Source organism: Reichenbachiella ulvae (assembly GCF_025833875.1).
GTDB classification, from domain to species: domain Bacteria; phylum Bacteroidota; class Bacteroidia; order Cytophagales; family Cyclobacteriaceae; genus Reichenbachiella; species Reichenbachiella ulvae.
Map to the genome: position 1 here is coordinate 164134 of NZ_JAOYOD010000001.1, position 17460 is coordinate 181593.

Genomic DNA, 17460 nt, shown 5'->3' on the forward strand with positions numbered 1-17460 from the left:
CTTTTTTCTTTTTAAAGAAGCCCTCTTTTGTATTCTTTTATAAATTTCTTCAGGGTTTCATCCGATCCCAATACAATCAAGTGGTCATCTATACCAATAAAAGTGTCTGCACTTGGTCCAGGTATTAATCCCTTGATATTGTCTTTTACACCCAGAACGATGGCGCCTGTTTTTGCTGGAATATTCAGCTCTCGCAAGGTTTTGTCCTGATATTGAGACTTTAGCTCCTCATATCCCACTTCTTCGAGGTGGTAGCTAGTACCTGATACACCATTGAGCAGATCTAGAAATTCGATAACAATGGGTTTAGTTACCAACTGTGCCATGAACATACCTCCGAGCATGTCAGGCATGATTACTTTGTCAGCGCCTGCTCGATAGAGTTTTTCTTCGGTTTCTATATTTGAGGCTCTTACTATGATTTTGATGTCTTCGTTGAGGTGTCTGGCAGTAAGGGTGATGAAGACATTAGAAGCATCAGAAGGTGTAGTGATGATGATGGTAGAAGCTCTTTCGATACCCACGGTTTTCAAGTTTTCATCCTGCGTAGCATCTCCAATATACCAGCGCATAGATTCAGGTATCAGCTCCTGGATTTCTGCTTTATTATCGATGATGACAAACTCTCTACCGCTTTTTTGTAGTTCTTCGCATGCACGCCTGCCATTGCGACCAAAACCACACACGATGACATGACCGCTTAATTTGCTGATTTCCATACTTGATTTATAGCTTTTAAATATGCTTTTTAATTTTCCCTCGAAAAAATAACTGGATACTACCGAAACCACATAGGCAAATAAGCCAAGGTTCATTAGGATATAAAAAGATGTGAATATCCTTCCGGCCTGACTCAATTCTTTGACCTCTGTAAAGCCTACTGTACCGACAGTAATGATCGTCATATACAGTGCATTGACAAATTCCAGATCTTCAATAAATGAGAATCCTGCTAATCCAATGCCTAAACTGATGATGAATAGTAAGAAAGCGCCAATTAGGCTTTCTAGCTGCTTATTCATGTAGAGAGGTTTCAAAGTGGGCTTATGGGGTTTGGTTAGACATTTCCAAATCTAATCAAAATGCAGCTAGGGAAAACCAGACTTTTCGCAGTTGAAAATAAATATCTGGAGTGGGGAAGGGGTAGTAATTTAAAAAGAGGACAAAAAAGAAGGGGCTGCCCTTTCGGTGCAACCCCTAAACCAACCTAACCTAAACTTATCTTTATATCTAACTTTGTTTGTTAATATATTCTAAACGAATACCGTGCCAAAGCAAAGTTGAGATGAATATTTTCTTGTTTGTTTCTCAATTATCGTATTACAAAAGTACCATAAGGGATGGAATTCCCAAACAAAAACGAGGGATAATACTACTTTTTAACAAAAATTAAGGGATTCCCCTATAGATAGGAGAATTTTTTAAGAAAAGTACCCGGTAAAAGCCCTTAGGATTTATTGGATTTGGCCTTTGTTTTCCAACCAAGTTGTAGAGTATGGTGTCTTCTAGGAAATGAAAAACGAAAGGATTATGAAAAACTTTGTCTTCCTAGTATTGATACTTCTGCTTTTTTCTTGTGAAGAATCAGCAATAGATAATATAGATCAAAAATTTCTTGATAAATCATTAACCATCGTAGACAACCCGAAGATGTATGATGACATTTCGGAGGGAGATCGAAAGGGGTTGTGGTATGAAATTAATTCTGTTCAAAGGGTTGAAGATTCGTTGATTCTGGAACTTCGATTTGCGGGCTGTGATCCCAATCATTCATTTGTAATAGTGGAAGGGACTAACACAGAAGAAAGTTTGTCCTTAGCCTTAATTCATCAGGCTCCCAATCAGCTTTGTGAGGCGCTTTGGGTGGAGGAATTAGGGATAGACTTAGGGCAATTTCGAAGTAATGATTCAAACGAATTCACAGTGAAACTAACCAATGGTTATGATCTCAAGGAATATGTATTGCCGCCAAATGTTCCTGGATTGATTCAGGGTAAGCAAATCGAAGTTGAAGTGGCGAGAACATACTGCCAGCCAGGACCCAATGGACTTTGGTTCCAATCTAAGCGTCCAAATAATATCAACCCGGATTATAAAAGATTTTCCTTTTTACCTTTAGAATTTGAAGGTGAATTAGAAATTGAGGAAGGTCAATCATACTTGATAGACATAGAGGTTTTGCCATGGTCAGCTTTGCCTGATGTGGCTACCTGCTATATGTATGAAGGACCCTTCCTGCCAGTAAAAATTGTTGATTATAGTGAGCTATAACTGCTTAGACAGCAAAACTTTCACCACAGCCACAGGTACGTGAGGCATTTGGATTGATGAATTGAAAGCCTTTGCCATTGAGACCGTCGGAAAAGTCCAGTGTAGTGTCCAAAAGATAAAACAAGCTCTTTTTGTCTACGACTACTTTTACGCCATTGTCTTCAAAGACATCGTCTTTTTCAGTGATTTGATCATCGAAAGACAAATCATACATCAAACCAGAGCATCCCCCGCCTTTGACCGCTACACGTAAATTATGCGATTCTGGGTGACCTTCTGTTTTCTTCAATTCTATGATTCTTGCTTGTGCTTTTTCTGATACTTTCAGCATAATATTAGTTTTCAATATTATTAGTCGAACTCTTTAGCTTGATAAAAAGTTTCATTCTCTTTGCAAAAGTAAGCATTTAAATAGAATTATTTTAAATAAGATTCTATCTCCTGATCATGAAATTAGAGCATATCGGTATTGCTGTCAAAAGTCTCAAAAAATCAAATCAACTTTTTGAAAGTTTATTTGGTAGAGCCCCATACAAAAGCGAAGAAGTAAGTTCGGAAGCAGTAGAAACATCTTTTTTCCAACTTGGGGAGACCAAGGTAGAGCTGCTAGAGGCCAAAAGAGAGGATAGTGCGATAGCTAAATTCATTGAAAAGAAAGGAGAGGGGATACATCATTTGGCTTTTGAGGTTGAAGATATCGAACTGGAAATCGCTCGATTGAAGTCTGAGGGATTTGAGTTTGTCATGGATCAGCCCAAATTAGGTGCGGACAATAAAAGGATTTGTTTCCTTCATCCCAAAAGTAGCAATGGTGTGTTGGTAGAATTGTGTCAAGAAATCAAAGAGTAAATGTCAGAAGAGAACAAAAGAACTGAGATAGGTGAGTTAGGTGAATTTGGGTTGATTAATCAAATCAGCAAGAAATTTGAAAACAAAAACTCGTCTACCCTGATTGGGATAGGGGACGATGCTGCTGTGATAGAAAGCGGCGACAAAGTGAAATTGCTCTCAACAGATATGTTGGTCGAAGGAGTGCATTTTGACCTTTCTTATATGCCCTTACAGCATTTGGGTTATAAGTCTGTGGCTGTCAATGTCTCCGATATTGCTGCCATGAATGGTAAACCGCAGCAGATTACTGTGAGCCTTGGTTTGAGCAACAGGTTTTCTGTCGAGGCGGTAGAGGCCTTTTATGAAGGTGTAAGATTTGCCTGTGAAGACTTTGCTGTTGATTTGGTAGGTGGAGATACCACATCTTCTCCGACAGGTTTGATTATATCGGTTTCCGTAATAGGAGAGTCCCCCAAGGATAAGGTAGTCTATAGAAAAAATGCAGAGGAGAAGGATATCATCTGTGTGACAGGAGACTTGGGCGGTGCATTGATGGGACTGCAAGTACTAGAACGTGAGAAAGAAGTGTTCAAGACCAATCCAGATATGCAGCCTGATTTGACCGAATATGAGTACATCGTCAAAAGACAGCTGAAACCCACAGCCAGAATGGACCTGATTTTCGAACTAGAAGAATTAGGAGTGATACCGACAGCTATGATCGATGTGTCTGATGGATTGGCCAGTGAGCTCTTTCATATCGCTACTCAGTCGCAACTGGGAGTGACGATATATGAAGATAAATTGCCTATAGATCAGATGACATACAATACGGCCGTTGAGTTCAAATTGGATCCTGCAACCTGTGCACTGAATGGTGGGGAAGATTATGAATTGCTCTTCACGATCAGTCAATCTGATTTTGAGAAAATCAAGAATTTACCAGATGTATCGGCTATTGGATACATGGATAAGCAAGAAAATGGCCTTAAAATGGTGACTAAAGGTGGTAATACCGTTCCGCTTGAAGCCCAGGGTTGGAAGCATTTTTAAGAAAATCGCCTATGCTTTTATGCATTTATACGGTGTTTTTTTTCAAAGATTAAAATTAATTTTGATCAAGAGAATTAATTAATCAATCTATGGAAGCAGTACCTCTCTTGACTAATAATGCCCGCGTCTATTTGGACAAACCTTATGTTAAAGTCTTCTGGAGTCCAGAGGATCATATACTTATGAGTAAATGGACAGGCTTTTGTACTTATGAAGAGATCAAGGCGGTAGGAGCCAGGATTTTGGACGCAGTTACTTTTGAGGGGGCCGAAAAGGTCCTCTACGATGCCCGTGAGATTGAAGTTCTGGACGATCATTCTCAAAGATATATTTCAGGTGATTTCACTCTGGATATGATCAGTTCAGGAGTCAAATTTGCTGCTGCTGTATTCCCCGACGATATTTTTGCCAAATTCTCTGTCGATGATATTCAAAAAGATATCAAGCAGAAGAGGATTTCGAACGTTACTTATTTTCAATCTTTTTCCAACGCATTCAACTGGTTGAAGGACAAATAGAGTTCATCTAAGTTCACAGTTGTTATATTTATCCATATTTTCACCACAACCAGCGAAAGTGGTATTGAAAGATTAATTGATACAGATAGTCGAAAGGCTGTTTGAATCGGATCTAATTGATATGAAGAGATTTTCGTTGTTTGTGTTTCTGGGCATGACCTTGCCCTTTTTTGCATTTCCTAATTCCTGGGAGGATACCCAATTGAAAAAGAAAGGGGAGCTTGAACTTTATTGGGATACTTCTGTGCCTTTTATTTGGCAAGATACCAATGGAGAGATGCAGGGACTCGAATATGAGGTCCTACTGGAGTTCCAACAGTTTCTTTTAAACAGAAAGGGAATTGATCTTGAATTGAACTGGATCAAAGCCGAAAATTTTGCAGGGATACTGGCCGAAATAAAAAATAGCCCATCTGCCAATCATTTAGGGGTTTCTGCCTTTTCGATCACCGACGAGCGAAAGGAGCTTTATAAATTTAGTTCATCTTATCTAATGGATGTTACGGTACTAGTGTCCAGCGAAGGCTCTCCAATTGTTCATGGCTATGACGAGATATACAAGATGCTCAATACCATGGAAGCGGTTACCATTAAAGGGACTAGTTATGAGACTTTATTGATAGATCTTCAGGATCGATTGTCGGTAGATTTTGATATTCGATACATAGGAAGTGATGAGAATCTATTGAAAGAGATTTCCTCGGAAGAGGGGTTGTTTGGATTTATAGACCTTCCCATTTATATGATGGATGTGAAGAGAGGAGGAAAATTGTCCAGACAGAATTTCTTCACCGTCAAGGGGCAGGGTTATGCTTATTTGTTACCTAAGGATTCCGATTGGGATGAGCCATTTGCAGAGTTTTTGGCAGATTCTGCGGTTCAGGAAAAGGTGGCGGCCATTGCTTCCAAATACATCGGATCAGAGCTGTATGAGTTTATTGATTATTTGTATGGCTATGACCAGCTTGGAACGCTGATTTTGACCAAGGAGAAAGAGATGCAACTGGCTCTGGTTCAAAATGCCAATCTACAGCTGGAAAAGGAAAAAGGATATAAGCGAATATTGATCCTGGGCATTGCGATCGCCTTATTGTTTTTGATGGTTATAGGGGTTTTGTTTTTTAACAACATTCGCAAGACTCGGATGATGGGAAATCAAAAGAAGCAGATTGAAGCTCAGCAAGAAAATATCCAACAAAAGAATGAGCAATTGATGAATAGAAATGCTCAGCTGTTGGCCTTGAATGAGGATAAAAACCAATTGGTTAGCATTTTGGCTCACGATCTACGTGCTCCCTTGAATCACATTATCAGTGTCTCAAGTATGCTAGAGGGAAATGAGCTTTCTGAGGAAGATCGTAAGTTTATGGGCATCATTGATGATTCTGCACGGACGATGAGTCAGATGATTACCAAGATTTTGGACGTAAATGCATTGGAGCAAAACAAGAGTGCTGTCCTACGTGAGAAGGTGGGTGTTCGTCATATTATAGTGGATGTGGTGAATCGCTACAGGCAAGCTGCCTCTAAAAAAATGATCCATTTGGACATTCATTACCCCAGTGTTGATGCCATCATGCAAACAGATCATTTGCTACTGTTTCTTGTCCTTGAGAATTTGCTTTCCAATGCCATAAAATTTTCGCCTTCCAAATCGACCATAGTGATAAAGGCAGAGGAGGAAGAACGTACAGTCCTTTTTTCTATCAAAGATGAAGGCCCTGGTTTTACTGAAGAGGATATGAAGGATGTTTTTGGTCGCTTCAAAAAACTGAGTGCCAAACCTACCGCGGGAGAGAGCTCTACAGGTCTTGGCTTATCTATCGTGAAGAAATACGTGAGTGATCTTGGAGGTCAAGTTTGGTTAGAATCAGAATCAGGCAAAGGCAGTACTTTTTTTGTCAGCCTGCCTTTGTAAGTCCATATTGTTGCCTTAACCTTTCATTTTGAATTGATGGAAGTTGGCTGCAGAAGCCATCAGCAGACCAATGAATTCTCGAGTTTCTTCGATATAGGGTTTTTTATATACCATTTCCCCCACTATTTCATTCTTATTAGGCTGCATCAGATATTCGAAAAATCCAGGGATATATAAGAGCGAGTAGCCCGCTAATACTATCGTAAGAGTGAGAAATACGATTTGATGATAAACCTCCACTACTCTAAGAAGTGAGGCAAATGCAACCGCACCATAAATAGCCACCCAAATTACAGGGTCTGGATCGTTGAGCTGTAGGTATGTGAAGGCGGCAAAGATCAACGCATAAATGCCGCTAAAAATTTTCGTTTTCATTCTTCTAAAATTCAAGTCTATATGTCAAAATCGGAAGGAGGCCCATTTGATACTGAACTTCCATCTGGCCTGTCACAGTGTCGAAGTAGCGCCAGCCCTCATTTTGTGTATTAAGCAGGTTTTGGATGTCGAGGGACCAACTCCTGATAATTCCATTTTTGTTCTTTGACCATTTCACCCGAAAATCTGTTCTTTGATAAGGGGATAGTCTCTGATATCCAGCTTGATAGGTTCCTCCCTGATACAATTGTTTCAGGTTGATAGACAATACTTTCTTTTCACCCTCATTACCTCCGAAGAACCATTTTTTCCCTAGAGAGGCGCTTATAGAATGATCAATGTTATAGGGATTGTCCATGTCGTCTGCATAGGTTGAATTGAAGACACTGGCTCCCAAGTCAAAATAGAATAAAGGAGTCATTTTCTGCAGACGTATACTTAATCCTGTAGTTTGGGCTTTTGATTCCTGATCAAGGTATACCTGGTAAGGAGTGCCATCCCAGGTCAATCGACTAACAATTTGTACATTCGGAAACAGATAGTGAAAACCCTCTACTTGCAGATCTGCCCAACGAAATTTTCGCTCCAGACTTAAAAGAAAACGATAACTTTCATGAAATCCAGGTTCAAAGTAGTTGAGGGCAATTGGTAGCGACTGTTGAATAAATAAATTGCCTGGTTTTATCATTTGACTGTATTTACCAGCACTTAAGTTGATCGTTGTTTTATTCTTATGATAACTGATACTGCCTCTATAGTCCAGGGCCTGAATCCAATTTTCTTTACTGTTGAGAACATAATAGGTCAAGCCAAGTGTGGTGCTGAAGTTTTGTGAGAGCTTCTTTTCCCAATTGATAAATGGACTCAAAAGCATTTGATCATTTTGGAAGTTTTCAGTTTCTGTGCCTGCTGAGGTATAGCTATGTCTATAGTGATTGTAATAGCTGCCAATATTCCAATTGCTATTCAATATGTGTCGAGCAAATTCCGCTTTGTTGGACCAAATTGATTCTTCTTGTGCCGTATTCAGAAAGCTCTCCACTGTGAGTAGGTCTAGATAAGTAGTTTGATTTCTTTCCTGAGAGCTGGAAGAAAATAAACTGGTAAACTGAAACTGAGTTTTTCTATTAAGCAAGGTGGAATATCGAGTACCTAACCCTCCCATTTTTCCCTTGTAGTGGATGTCCGATTTGTCTTTTTCTATTTCATAGTCGTTGGGGTCTTTTGCCTCAAAATCATTAGAACTAAGGCCTCCAAGGGCAAAAATGTTTATGCTACTATTCTCTTTCAGCGGAATGTGAACATTGAAACTCAAGTCCTGAAACCCAATGACCTCACCACCAAAATCGACTCCCATCAAACCTAAGAGTCCCGTAAAGGAATATCGGTAGTTGGCCAGGTAGCTCGCTTTTCCTCCTTCTTTAAATGGGCCTTCAGCACTAAAATCCAGACCAATTAAGGAGGCTTGCGCAGTATAGCGGCGATCTGCGGCTCCATTTCTAAAGTCCATATCGAATAGTCCTGCAACAGCATTGTTATTCGTATTGTCCATAGCACCAATGTGGAATTCGGACTGATCCAACATTTGGGCACTGAGTATGTTGACACCACCACCGGTAGCAGCAGGTTGATCGTTGAAAGTCCCGGCATTGGATAGGTGGTTGGGGTTGACAATCTCTACGCCTTCAAGACGCCAAACGTTGAGAGCAGGAGACAGTCCGCGAACGGAAATTTGATTGTTTTGGTCATTGCTTACTGCCACATCCGGACTACTCAGAATTAGGCGTGCTGGATCATAATAGGTCGCAGCATAGCGATTGATTTTTTCTTCAGTGATAGAGACTTTCGAAACCGGATCATGAAGGTCGTAAGAGTTGGAACTCACAACTACTTCGTCAAGGGCATGTGCACTTGGGATCATTTTGATATCCAGGTACTGGGTTTCGCCATTTTCGACCCAGATAGCCTTTTGAATGAAGATTTGATAGCCAAGGTAACTCACCTTTAGCTCATAGAGACCAGGGACCAGGTCGTTGAACTGGAAGAAGCCCTTTGCGTCAGTGATTACACCTAACTCACCATTTTTTAGACCAACCGCGGCACCAATCAATGGTTCGCCGCTTTGATGGTCGGTTACTATTCCTTCGATGTTTTGTGCCAGACTCGTGACACTTAGGAGTAAGCAGAGGACTGCTCCCAGTACTTTCATTCAGCTTTTCTTATTGATTCAATAATTCATCTACGTATTGATACGAAATCTCAATACTTTTCATTGGGTTGTCAGATCGGTCTTGTTCCACAAAGAAATATTGCATATCTGACACTTCCGCATTTTCGAAGATACTTTTATAATCAATCGTTCCACTACCTACTTCGGTAAAATTCTGCTCCGGTGTATCATCCATGTCTTTGACGTGCCATAGATTAAATCTACCGGGATATTTATTGAAAAAAGCCACCGGATCCAAACCAGCTTTGCTCACCCAATATAGGTCTAGCTCTATTGCCACATGTTCTGGATTGGTTTGATTGATGATCATTTCCATCGGTACTTGTCCATCCAGGGTGTCGAACTCAAAGGCATGGTTGTGATAAGCGAATTTAAGTCCAGCTTCACTGCACATAGGCCCTACCTTATTCATCAGCGCTATGTGGGATTCGTACTGGGCCACTGAGTTTCTTTGATCAGGGCTCAGCCACGGCAGAACGACATATTCCAAACCGGCCGCTTTGGAGGCCGATATCGCCAACTCAGGGTTCTCTGCCAATGCATCGATACTAATGTGCGCACTGATGGGGGAGAGGCCATAACCTTCTGCTGTGGATTTGAATTGTTCGGGCGCCATTCCATAAAATTTACCGTCTGCATAACCAGCTAATTCAAGCTGTTTGTATCCCAGCTTGGCTACCAATTCTAAGGTAGAGTCTGGGTTAGCGGCCATGGCATCTCTTACCGTATACAACTGTAGTCCGATTGGGGTGCTTTCCTTTTTTGGATCGGCAATTGTCGTTTCCGGTTTTTCTTCTGTTTGTTTTTTTGGACTGCAAAAGGCCAAGGCCCCAATGCTAAGCCCTAGAAGTAAATTAGTCTTGAAGTTCATTTGGAATGAATTTTATAGTTCGGATTTTTAATAATACTTTATCATCAAGGTCAGATTCAATCCTTACAAAGGTCTTGTGCTTACCGCTGGTTTTTTTGATCGGAATCGTCCTTTCAGTCCAATCAGAATCTGATTGGTTAACTATAAGCTGACCAATTTTTTCACCATCTTCACTATCAATATGGATGCTGATCTTGATCTCATTGTCCACAGCTGAGTTCATGTTGAAGGCAATGGCAGCTATATCTGTCAGATCAAATTCAGGGTATTGCATAATGGCCTGATTGTAAACTCTATTCAGGACATTTCGTCTGTTGGCCGGGGCATTTGTTAGACTATCCGCCATTCCAGCCATAAATTGGTTGGGCTTGAGCTGAAGAGTGGTTAATCTCGAGATGGATGACAAACCCATGCCTCCTTTGTCCGCATATTGTGCGCTGAAGACCAATTCTTTTTTATACTCATCCTCTTTAGCAATATAGCTTCCCTGAAGTGGTTTTAAGGCTTCTTTTTCCTGATTCAGGGTGAAGATATACTCAATCATACTGACCACTTCTTCTTGTGTAAAATCCGGGTGTGCAGACATTGAGTGATCTCCCCAGGCACCACTCCCCCCTTTGATGATTTTGGATGTGAGGTAGTTCATGGCATTTGCATCACCTTGATAGCGATCGGCTACTTGAACAAAAGACGGGCCAACCGATTTGTCATTTACTTTGTGGCAAGACATGCAGTCAGATTCACTGATCAGTAATTCACCGGAACTCACTGGAAGCTGATGTCCGAGTATCTGAGACTGATCGAGACCGTCCATGTACTGGATATCAAAATTCACCTCTTCGCGCGCTATTCCATTGCCCAAACTTCCATCTTGTTTGTCTGAAACATTAACCTGATAGTTGATTTCCCTTCCAGGCCAGTACAAACTTTGATTTCCTTCCAGTGCGATTGAAATCTCAGGTGCATCATTTCCAACTTCAATTTTGAATGACTCCATGAGCCAGTTGCCTGCCTCGTCTCGCAAACTCAATCTTGGGTAATACACGCCGTTGGCCTCAAATGTATGATTGAATACTGGGCCTTCAATTTCTTTGTCTCCCAATTTCCAGACAAATTCTAATGCGTCTCCATCATGATCTATAGAGCTTGAAGCATCCAGGGTAACTTCCAAAGGACTGCTGCCTATGGACTGTGAGATATTTACATTCATCACAGGGGTACGGTTGCCTCTGTTGAATTTGATTCTGCTCAGTTTGGCATCTTCGTTTTGCCTGAACCAGGCAGTACCATATTCGATCATGTAAAGCGTGCCATCAGGACCAAAATCCATGTCGATGATGTTGTTGAAGTCTACACTTGGCATGAATGGGACGAAATCTGAAGGAGAACCTGTCGAATCGACTTCAATCGTGAATATCCAGTTTCTCATCCAGTCATAGATGAAAAGCCTTTGTTCGAAATAGCTAGGGAATCCAATCTCTGAATCCATACCTTTTTCTTGATAAAAGACAGGGCCAGTCATAGCTGTTCGTCCTCCTAAAGTCAGCATAGGAAATTCCTTGCTGGCTGAATAAGGATAGAAGATCATCGCAGGTCTTGGTTTTGGGAGGTTTTTGATTCCAGTATTGTATTTAGATTCATTTACGGCATTTTCGGGATCGTAAAAGCCGCCACTTGATGCATTGGCAAAGTCCCATTTGGCGTAGGGTTTATTATCAGCGATGTACATGGGCCAGCCATAGTAGCCTGGAGTCATCGCTACATTCATTTCGTCATGACCTCTTGGCCCTCTGATGGAGTCATTGTCACCTGCATCTGGTCCCACGTCTCCCCAAAATAACCAACCTCTTTTTTGATCTACGGTGATACGATAGGGGTTTCTACATCCCATCACATAGATTTCGGGTCTCGTTTTTGGGTCGTCATCTACGAATAGGTTCCCATCTGGAATAGTATAGCTACCATCTGCTTCTGGTTTGATCCTGAGAATTTTACCTCGTAGATCGTTTGTGTTAGATGCAGTACGTCTGGCGTCAAAAGCTTTGCCTTCTTTATTGTCATCAATGGGGGCATAACCGTTCGATTTGAATGGGTTAGTATCATCTCCCGTAGATAGATAGAGTAACCCGTCTGAACCAAACTCGATGGACCCTCCGGTATGACAGCATTCATCTCGTTGAGTGGGTACCACTAGCATGACTTTTTCATCCCTGATTCCATTTTGATCAAAAGTAAATCGAGAGAGATGTTGTTTGGCTTCTTCGCCAGGAGGGGAGTAGTAGAGGTAAAGCCAGCGATTGTTGATAAAATCTGGGTCCAGAGCCATCCCCATGAGCCCATCTTCAAAACCATAATAAACGGGTATGCTATCCGTGAGGATCATGGACATGCTTGCAGGGTCATATAGTTTGATTCCCCCTTTTCTTTCTACGTAGAGAATTTGGCCATTGGGTAGAACTTCTAACTCTACAGGTTCATTTAGGTTTTTTAAGAACACTTCCTGAGTAAAGCGATGCTCGTCAGGAATAGAATTTTCGTCATAGCCAGTTTTCTGGCAAGCGCCAAAAAGGAATACAATTCCTATGGCAATTAGGGCAATATTGCTTTTCATTCGTCTTTCACTTACTTCTAATCAAACATAATCAGATAGCAATTTAATTGTGAATAATGAAGAGACTTTGTTCTGACGAAGGCCCCTTTTGATCTGTTCCCCCATGTGCTTTGGGAGCTTTGTCTAGTTTTGCGAGAATGCAAATAGGACTTATTATCCTTGAATGAAGATGAAAACAAATAAGGCGATCCAAATGGAGCTTAGCATAGGGGGAATGACTCGACTCAGAAGCTTGTTGACTGAAAATTTGATGAAGAAATTCTCATACAATTTTCGTCTTTCTCGATAGCTTATGTCATTTTCTCGCAGATAGTTTTTGACTTTGTCTAGCATGTGGTGCTCGCGGCTCTGAATCAGCCACCAAATTACCGTTAGTGCAGCTCCGAATATGCAGATAGCCATCAGCAGTGCCTCGTCGTAGTGCTGTCCGATTCCATTGACAGTAGCAGCTAGCAGGATGGATTGAAATAACAGGAAGAAATTGAGCCTGTTGTTAAAGTTCAGTTCTAAGATTTGCCTGTGCGTCCATGCCCTGCTGAGTTCGTCTGATTTCATAGTCTATTTGAATTTGTCCATTTCCCGAATGGTCACAATTGAATATAATCAGACTGCACTAACTATCCCAAAACTGAAAGCATAATCTTGTTGCCCTTATCTTCAGAGGCTCCTTTATTCGGTACGTGTGTACTTTTGGAGTTCGGAGGTAGGTACCAGGACTGTTCTATTGTTCCAGATATTGGGAGAATAGCTGTATTCCTTTCTGAACTTCATGGATTTGGGTTGTTTGAATGCTTCGAAACGGTCCTCACTGATTTTCTCTCTGTCCAGCACTAAGATTTCCCACTGGCTGTTGATGTTGAATATCAGATGTGCATCCATTTTGATTTCTTTTAGTTCTTTGTCGATTAGGAATCGCTTTTGCTTTTTCATGACCGAAAATTTCCTATCAATCGAGGCATATTCTTTTTGCTTCACATTGAGGTATTTCAACAAATACCCTTCATCTCCTTTTTCAAAGATCACTCGTGCTTTTTTGTGCTTCATCGAATGTGCCACCCCCAGTAGGTCTATGTTTTCGCTGTCCTTGCCCGGCGCATATTCAAAATCTGCCTGAAGGATGCCGTAGTCCGATGTAGATACGTAAACCTTACCCTGAAACAACCCTCTGCTCTTAGGTTGGAATGAGATGACGTAAACCACTTCTTCGTTGTAGTAGATCACATTTTCTATCTCGTAATCGAACTTGCCTGGGTCTTCTATGAACTCCCAGTTTTTACCATCTATTCGTGAATAATCATTGAAAAGGAACTTGATGCCGCTAGCTACCAGATGCGTAGGGATGATGTAGTTCAGGCTGTCATTCATGTTCTCTTTCCAGGTAGAGTCCATGTCGCTTGGTTCATTGTCAGCCTTGAAACTGAGCAGACCCGTACGGAATTTATAATAGACATCTTCATCCTCTTTGGTGCTTTCGATGTCCTTCATAAAGTCGCCTAGTAGATCTTCTATTTCTTTTTCTATCTCCTTCATGGCTCCTTCTTCCAGAGATACACCTTCGATAGGATCTAGTTTGTGTTCATCGTCATAGTAGTAGTGACCCATTACTGCATCCTGGTATTCAGTAAATTCCTTGGGCATCACACGGTACATTTCATCGAAAGTGTCCTGATCCATTCCGTCAAAATTGGATCGCTTAATGGTGATTCGATTATCTTCTGAAAATGGAACCCGCTCGTATCGGTGGGTGAATAGTTTTTGTTTGTAGGCTGGTTCTGGATAGTTGTCATCCAGATTTTTACGCACTTGTTTGATGATGTCTTCGGCACTCTGAGATTTAGAATATACTTCTACTTCTTTCAGGTTCATGGCTATTGGCTCCAGATATATCTCATGCCTGGATCGCAATTCGGAGACCTTGATTTTTTGAGATTTGTAACCCATGTAGCTGAAGAGAACATAATCGTCGGCTGTTATTCCTTGTTCATCCAATACGAATACCCCTTCGCTGTTGCTGATACTACCTCTGTGTCGTCCCTCGATGATGATATTAGTAAAAGGAAGTGCCTCTTTGGTTTCTGCATCTTTGACAACCCCTGAGATCGGGCTGTTGGCTTGGAGGTGAAGAGTGAAAAGAAGAGGAATGAAGCTAAATAAAAGTCTCATTTGATATAGGCCAAGGATTGAAGAATGTGTTGAAAACTATGTCTATGTACGTGTAAAAGCTGTTCTGGTTGGTAGTCTATATTGGATTATTTAATGAAGCATTGTTTAATTGTAAGGAACTTCCAGCCTAGAAGTTAAGTTTAGGATCGATAAATCGACTAAGGCAAGAATTTTGCTAGAAAGAACGAATGGCAATCGAGAGAGAAATTAATGAATAGATATTGGCTATTGGCTGCATTGTGTTTGGGGATTTGGCAGGCTTCTGCACAAAGGCTTACTATTAAGAACCAGGAAACGCAAAGAGGAATCGAAGGGGTGCTATTGACGAGCGAAAAGTTCTCTGCGATTTCGAACCCATATGGTCAGGTTGAGATCGAACCTTTTGAGGGTTCGGAAGCAATCGAAATACGATCACTAGGCTACAAAACCCTTGTCCTGAGCTTTGCCAGACTGATAGGAGCCGATTCTATTTTGTATCTAGAGCCAACCAATCTCAATCTGGACGAAGTGGTGGTGTCTGCCACTCGATGGTATCAAAACTCTTCCAATCTTCCTTCAAAAATCAGTATTGTTTCCAGTAAGGAAGTAGCCCTCCAAAATCCACAAACTGCTGCGGATCTACTAGGTATATCGGGCAAGGTCTTTGTCCAAAAAAGTCAACAAGGAGGAGGCAGTCCCATGATACGTGGCTTTGCTACCAACCGACTGCTGTATACTGTAGATGGCATCCGAATGAATAACGCCATTTTTAGAAGTGGTAACATACAGAATGTGATCAATCAGGATCCTCTGGCGATAGAAAATACCGAGATATTATTTGGGCAGGGATCGGTCAGTTATGGCAGTGATGCCATCGGTGGGGTGATGAGTTTTCAGACTTTGACGCCACAATTTGCGATAGGTGACCATACGATGATCAGTGGCAAGGCTTTTTCCAGGTTTGCTTCAGCTAATCAGGAGAAAACCGGGCACTTTGATCTGAACCTGGGATGGAAGAAATGGGCCTTTGTGGGCAGTTTCAGCTATTGGGACTTTGATCATCTGAGACAGGGTAGCCAGGGTCCCAGAGACTATGTGAAACCCTACCATGTGCAAAGAAGCAATGGACAGGATGTCGTAGTAGAGCAGAGTGATCCACTGCTGCAAATGCCATCGGCCTATTCTCAGTTCAATACCATGCAGAAGTTGCGTTTTGCTCCCAATGACAACTGGACGATGCAGTATGCCTTTCACTACTCCGAGACTTCCTCGTATGGTAGATATGATCGCCACAATCGCATGAGAAATGGCCTGCCACGATATGGGCAGTGGGATTATGGTCCTCAAAAATGGCGGATGAACCACCTGGAAGTCAATCACCATGCCTCGAAGGGATTGTATGATGAAATGACCCTGAGATTGGCCTTGCAAAACTTTGAAGAAAGTAGAATCGATCGGTCCTTCAATGCTACCAATCAAACAACCAATTCGGAATGGGTAGATGCCTACTCTGCGAATTGGGATTTTAGCAAAGCTTTGGGAGCTAAACATACTTTGTTTTATGGTTTAGAGTATGTACTGAATGACGTGAATTCTGAAGGGCAACAAAGGGACATTGTAACGGGGAGTAAGACTGCAGGTCCATCCAGGTACCCTGATGCGCAGTGGAGTTCTATTGCGGCTTATGCTCAGGAGGAGTATCGCATGACCGATCAGTTGACTGTGCAGGGAGGTCTACGCTACAATGTGTTCCTTCTAGATGCAGACTTTTCGGATAATAGCACCTTTTATCCTTTCCCATTTGATGAGGCAGAAATAAAGGATGCAGCTCTGACAGGAAATGTTGGTCTGGTGTATCGACCCTCCGCCTCCTGGGTGATCAAGAGCAACTGGGGTACAGCTTTTCGAGCGCCTAATGTAGATGATATGGGTAAGGTCTTTGATTCTGAGCCTGGAGCCGTGGTAGTGCCTAATCCGGATCTTCAAGCCGAATATGCTTACAATGTCGATCTAGGTGTAGCTAAGGTTTTTAATGATCGGGTGAAAGTGGATCTGACTGGGTACTACACTATATTAAATCATGCGATGGTCCGAAGGGACTATGTTTTAGAGGGGCAGGATAGCCTCATGTATGATGGCGTACTTAGCCAGGTGCAGGCGATTCAGAATGCAGCAAAAGCACATGTTTATGGACTGCAGGCGGGTTTGGATGTGAAGCTACCAGTGGGCTTTGGTTTTGCTTCTCACCTCAACTATCAGGTGGGTAAAGAAGAAATGGATGATGGCACGAAGAGCCCTTCGCGTCATGCAGCGCCGGTTTTTGGCGTCAGCCGATTGACTTACGAGCTCAGCAAACTGAATCTGGAGTTGAATGCGCAGTATCAAGGAGAGGTCACACACGCTGATTTGTCTGTGAGTGAACAAGGGAAGACGGAGATCTATGCACTAGATGCAGCCGGTAATACTTATGCTCCCTCGTGGTACACTTTGAATCTAAAGGCGATGTACGCCATGAATGAGCTGCTGACACTGAATGCCGGAGTAGAGAACCTAACCGACCAAAGGTATCGTCCCTACAGTTCGGGGATATCAGGAGCCGGAAGGAACTTCATTCTTTCTGTAATGGCTACTTTTTGATAA

14 protein-coding genes are annotated in these 17460 nt (G+C 41.8%); 6 read left to right on the forward strand and 8 right to left on the reverse strand.

Annotated elements, in window-relative coordinates; all coding sequences use genetic code 11:
• Positions 1 to 11: 11 nt before the first annotated feature.
• Complete coding sequence (locus N7U62_RS00510; protein ID WP_264135915.1) at positions 12 to 1022, reverse strand: potassium channel family protein; 1011 nt, start codon at positions 1020 to 1022, stop codon at positions 12 to 14.
• A 508-nt stretch (positions 1023 to 1530) separates the two neighbouring features.
• Here N7U62_RS00510 and N7U62_RS00515 point away from each other — a divergent pair.
• The gene (locus N7U62_RS00515) at positions 1531 to 2271 is read left to right on the forward strand and encodes a hypothetical protein (RefSeq protein ID WP_264135916.1); all 741 of its coding nucleotides are present in this window, start codon (positions 1531 to 1533) and stop codon (positions 2269 to 2271) included.
• Between the two features lie 4 nt (positions 2272 to 2275).
• Here N7U62_RS00515 and N7U62_RS00520 read toward each other — a convergent pair whose 3' ends face one another.
• Positions 2276 to 2602: a HesB/IscA family protein gene (locus N7U62_RS00520; protein ID WP_264135917.1), complete on the reverse strand. Its 327-nt coding sequence runs from the start codon at positions 2600 to 2602 to the stop codon at positions 2276 to 2278.
• A 113-nt stretch (positions 2603 to 2715) separates the two neighbouring features.
• Between N7U62_RS00520 and mce the strand changes: the two genes are divergently transcribed.
• The 4 genes from mce to N7U62_RS00540 all read left to right on the forward strand — a co-directional run bounded on the left by mce (position 2716) and on the right by N7U62_RS00540 (position 6591).
• Positions 2716 to 3120, forward strand: coding sequence for a methylmalonyl-CoA epimerase (gene mce / locus N7U62_RS00525; protein WP_264140398.1), 405 nt, complete (start codon positions 2716 to 2718; stop codon positions 3118 to 3120).
• Positions 3121 to 4155 carry a thiamine-phosphate kinase gene (gene thiL, locus N7U62_RS00530; RefSeq protein WP_264135918.1) on the forward strand — a complete coding sequence of 345 codons (1035 nt, stop codon included), beginning with the start codon at positions 3121 to 3123 and terminating at the stop codon, positions 4153 to 4155.
• A gap of 89 nt (positions 4156 to 4244) precedes the next feature.
• A complete protein-coding gene (locus N7U62_RS00535) occupies positions 4245 to 4673 on the forward strand; it encodes a hypothetical protein (RefSeq protein ID WP_264135919.1) in 429 nt (142 codons plus the stop codon).
• Positions 4674 to 4794: 121 nt separating this feature from the next.
• The gene (locus N7U62_RS00540) at positions 4795 to 6591 is read left to right on the forward strand and encodes an ATP-binding protein (protein ID WP_264135920.1); all 1797 of its coding nucleotides are present in this window, start codon (positions 4795 to 4797) and stop codon (positions 6589 to 6591) included.
• 15 nt (positions 6592 to 6606) lie between these two features.
• Here the strand turns inward: N7U62_RS00540 and N7U62_RS00545 are convergent, their stop codons facing one another.
• The 6 genes from N7U62_RS00545 to N7U62_RS00570 all read right to left on the reverse strand — a co-directional run bounded on the left by N7U62_RS00545 (position 6607) and on the right by N7U62_RS00570 (position 14841).
• Positions 6607 to 6966, reverse strand: a complete 360-nt coding sequence (locus N7U62_RS00545) for a transmembrane 220 family protein (RefSeq protein ID WP_264135921.1) — start codon at positions 6964 to 6966, stop codon at positions 6607 to 6609.
• 4 nt (positions 6967 to 6970) lie between these two features.
• On the reverse strand, positions 6971 to 9175 hold the full coding sequence (locus tag N7U62_RS00550; RefSeq protein WP_264135922.1) for a TonB-dependent receptor: 2205 nt from the start codon (positions 9173 to 9175) through the stop codon (positions 6971 to 6973).
• Positions 9176 to 9185: 10 nt separating this feature from the next.
• Complete coding sequence (locus tag N7U62_RS00555; RefSeq protein ID WP_264135923.1) at positions 9186 to 10067, reverse strand: sugar phosphate isomerase/epimerase family protein; 882 nt, start codon at positions 10065 to 10067, stop codon at positions 9186 to 9188.
• Positions 10051 to 12678, reverse strand: a complete 2628-nt coding sequence (locus N7U62_RS00560; RefSeq protein ID WP_264135924.1) for a PQQ-dependent sugar dehydrogenase — start codon at positions 12676 to 12678, stop codon at positions 10051 to 10053. Before N7U62_RS00560 ends, N7U62_RS00555 begins: the two co-directional genes overlap by 17 nt.
• A 153-nt stretch (positions 12679 to 12831) precedes the next feature.
• Complete coding sequence (locus N7U62_RS00565; protein ID WP_264135925.1) at positions 12832 to 13233, reverse strand: RipA family octameric membrane protein; 402 nt, start codon at positions 13231 to 13233, stop codon at positions 12832 to 12834.
• A 114-nt stretch (positions 13234 to 13347) separates the two neighbouring features.
• Positions 13348 to 14841, reverse strand: a complete 1494-nt coding sequence (locus tag N7U62_RS00570; RefSeq protein WP_264135926.1) for a carboxypeptidase-like regulatory domain-containing protein — start codon at positions 14839 to 14841, stop codon at positions 13348 to 13350.
• 210 nt (positions 14842 to 15051) lie between these two features.
• Here N7U62_RS00570 and N7U62_RS00575 point away from each other — a divergent pair, with 210 nt between their 5' ends.
• The gene (locus N7U62_RS00575; RefSeq protein ID WP_264135927.1) at positions 15052 to 17457 is read left to right on the forward strand and encodes a TonB-dependent receptor plug domain-containing protein; all 2406 of its coding nucleotides are present in this window, start codon (positions 15052 to 15054) and stop codon (positions 17455 to 17457) included.
• The last annotated feature ends 3 nt before the right edge of the window (positions 17458 to 17460 follow it).

Bases quoted from the DNA above. Each gene is read 5' to 3' on its own strand.
- N7U62_RS00570 (WP_264135926.1), bottom strand. From the start codon at position 14,841: ATGAGACTTTTATTTAGCTTCATTCCTCTTCTTTTCACTCTTCACCTC.
- N7U62_RS00540 (WP_264135920.1), top strand. From the start codon at position 4,795: ATGAAGAGATTTTCGTTGTTTGTGTTTCTGGGCATGACCTTGCCCTTT.
- N7U62_RS00545 (WP_264135921.1), bottom strand. From the start codon at position 6,966: ATGAAAACGAAAATTTTTAGCGGCATTTATGCGTTGATCTTTGCCGCC.
- thiL (WP_264135918.1), top strand. From the start codon at position 3,121: ATGTCAGAAGAGAACAAAAGAACTGAGATAGGTGAGTTAGGTGAATTT.
- N7U62_RS00510 (WP_264135915.1), bottom strand. From the start codon at position 1,022: ATGAATAAGCAGCTAGAAAGCCTAATTGGCGCTTTCTTACTATTCATC.
- N7U62_RS00520 (WP_264135917.1), bottom strand. From the start codon at position 2,602: ATGCTGAAAGTATCAGAAAAAGCACAAGCAAGAATCATAGAATTGAAG.
- N7U62_RS00565 (WP_264135925.1), bottom strand. From the start codon at position 13,233: ATGAAATCAGACGAACTCAGCAGGGCATGGACGCACAGGCAAATCTTA.
- N7U62_RS00535 (WP_264135919.1), top strand. From the start codon at position 4,245: ATGGAAGCAGTACCTCTCTTGACTAATAATGCCCGCGTCTATTTGGAC.
- N7U62_RS00550 (WP_264135922.1), bottom strand. From the start codon at position 9,175: ATGAAAGTACTGGGAGCAGTCCTCTGCTTACTCCTAAGTGTCACGAGT.
- N7U62_RS00515 (WP_264135916.1), top strand. From the start codon at position 1,531: ATGAAAAACTTTGTCTTCCTAGTATTGATACTTCTGCTTTTTTCTTGT.
- N7U62_RS00555 (WP_264135923.1), bottom strand. From the start codon at position 10,067: ATGAACTTCAAGACTAATTTACTTCTAGGGCTTAGCATTGGGGCCTTG.
- N7U62_RS00560 (WP_264135924.1), bottom strand. From the start codon at position 12,678: ATGAAAAGCAATATTGCCCTAATTGCCATAGGAATTGTATTCCTTTTT.
- N7U62_RS00575 (WP_264135927.1), top strand. From the start codon at position 15,052: ATGAATAGATATTGGCTATTGGCTGCATTGTGTTTGGGGATTTGGCAG.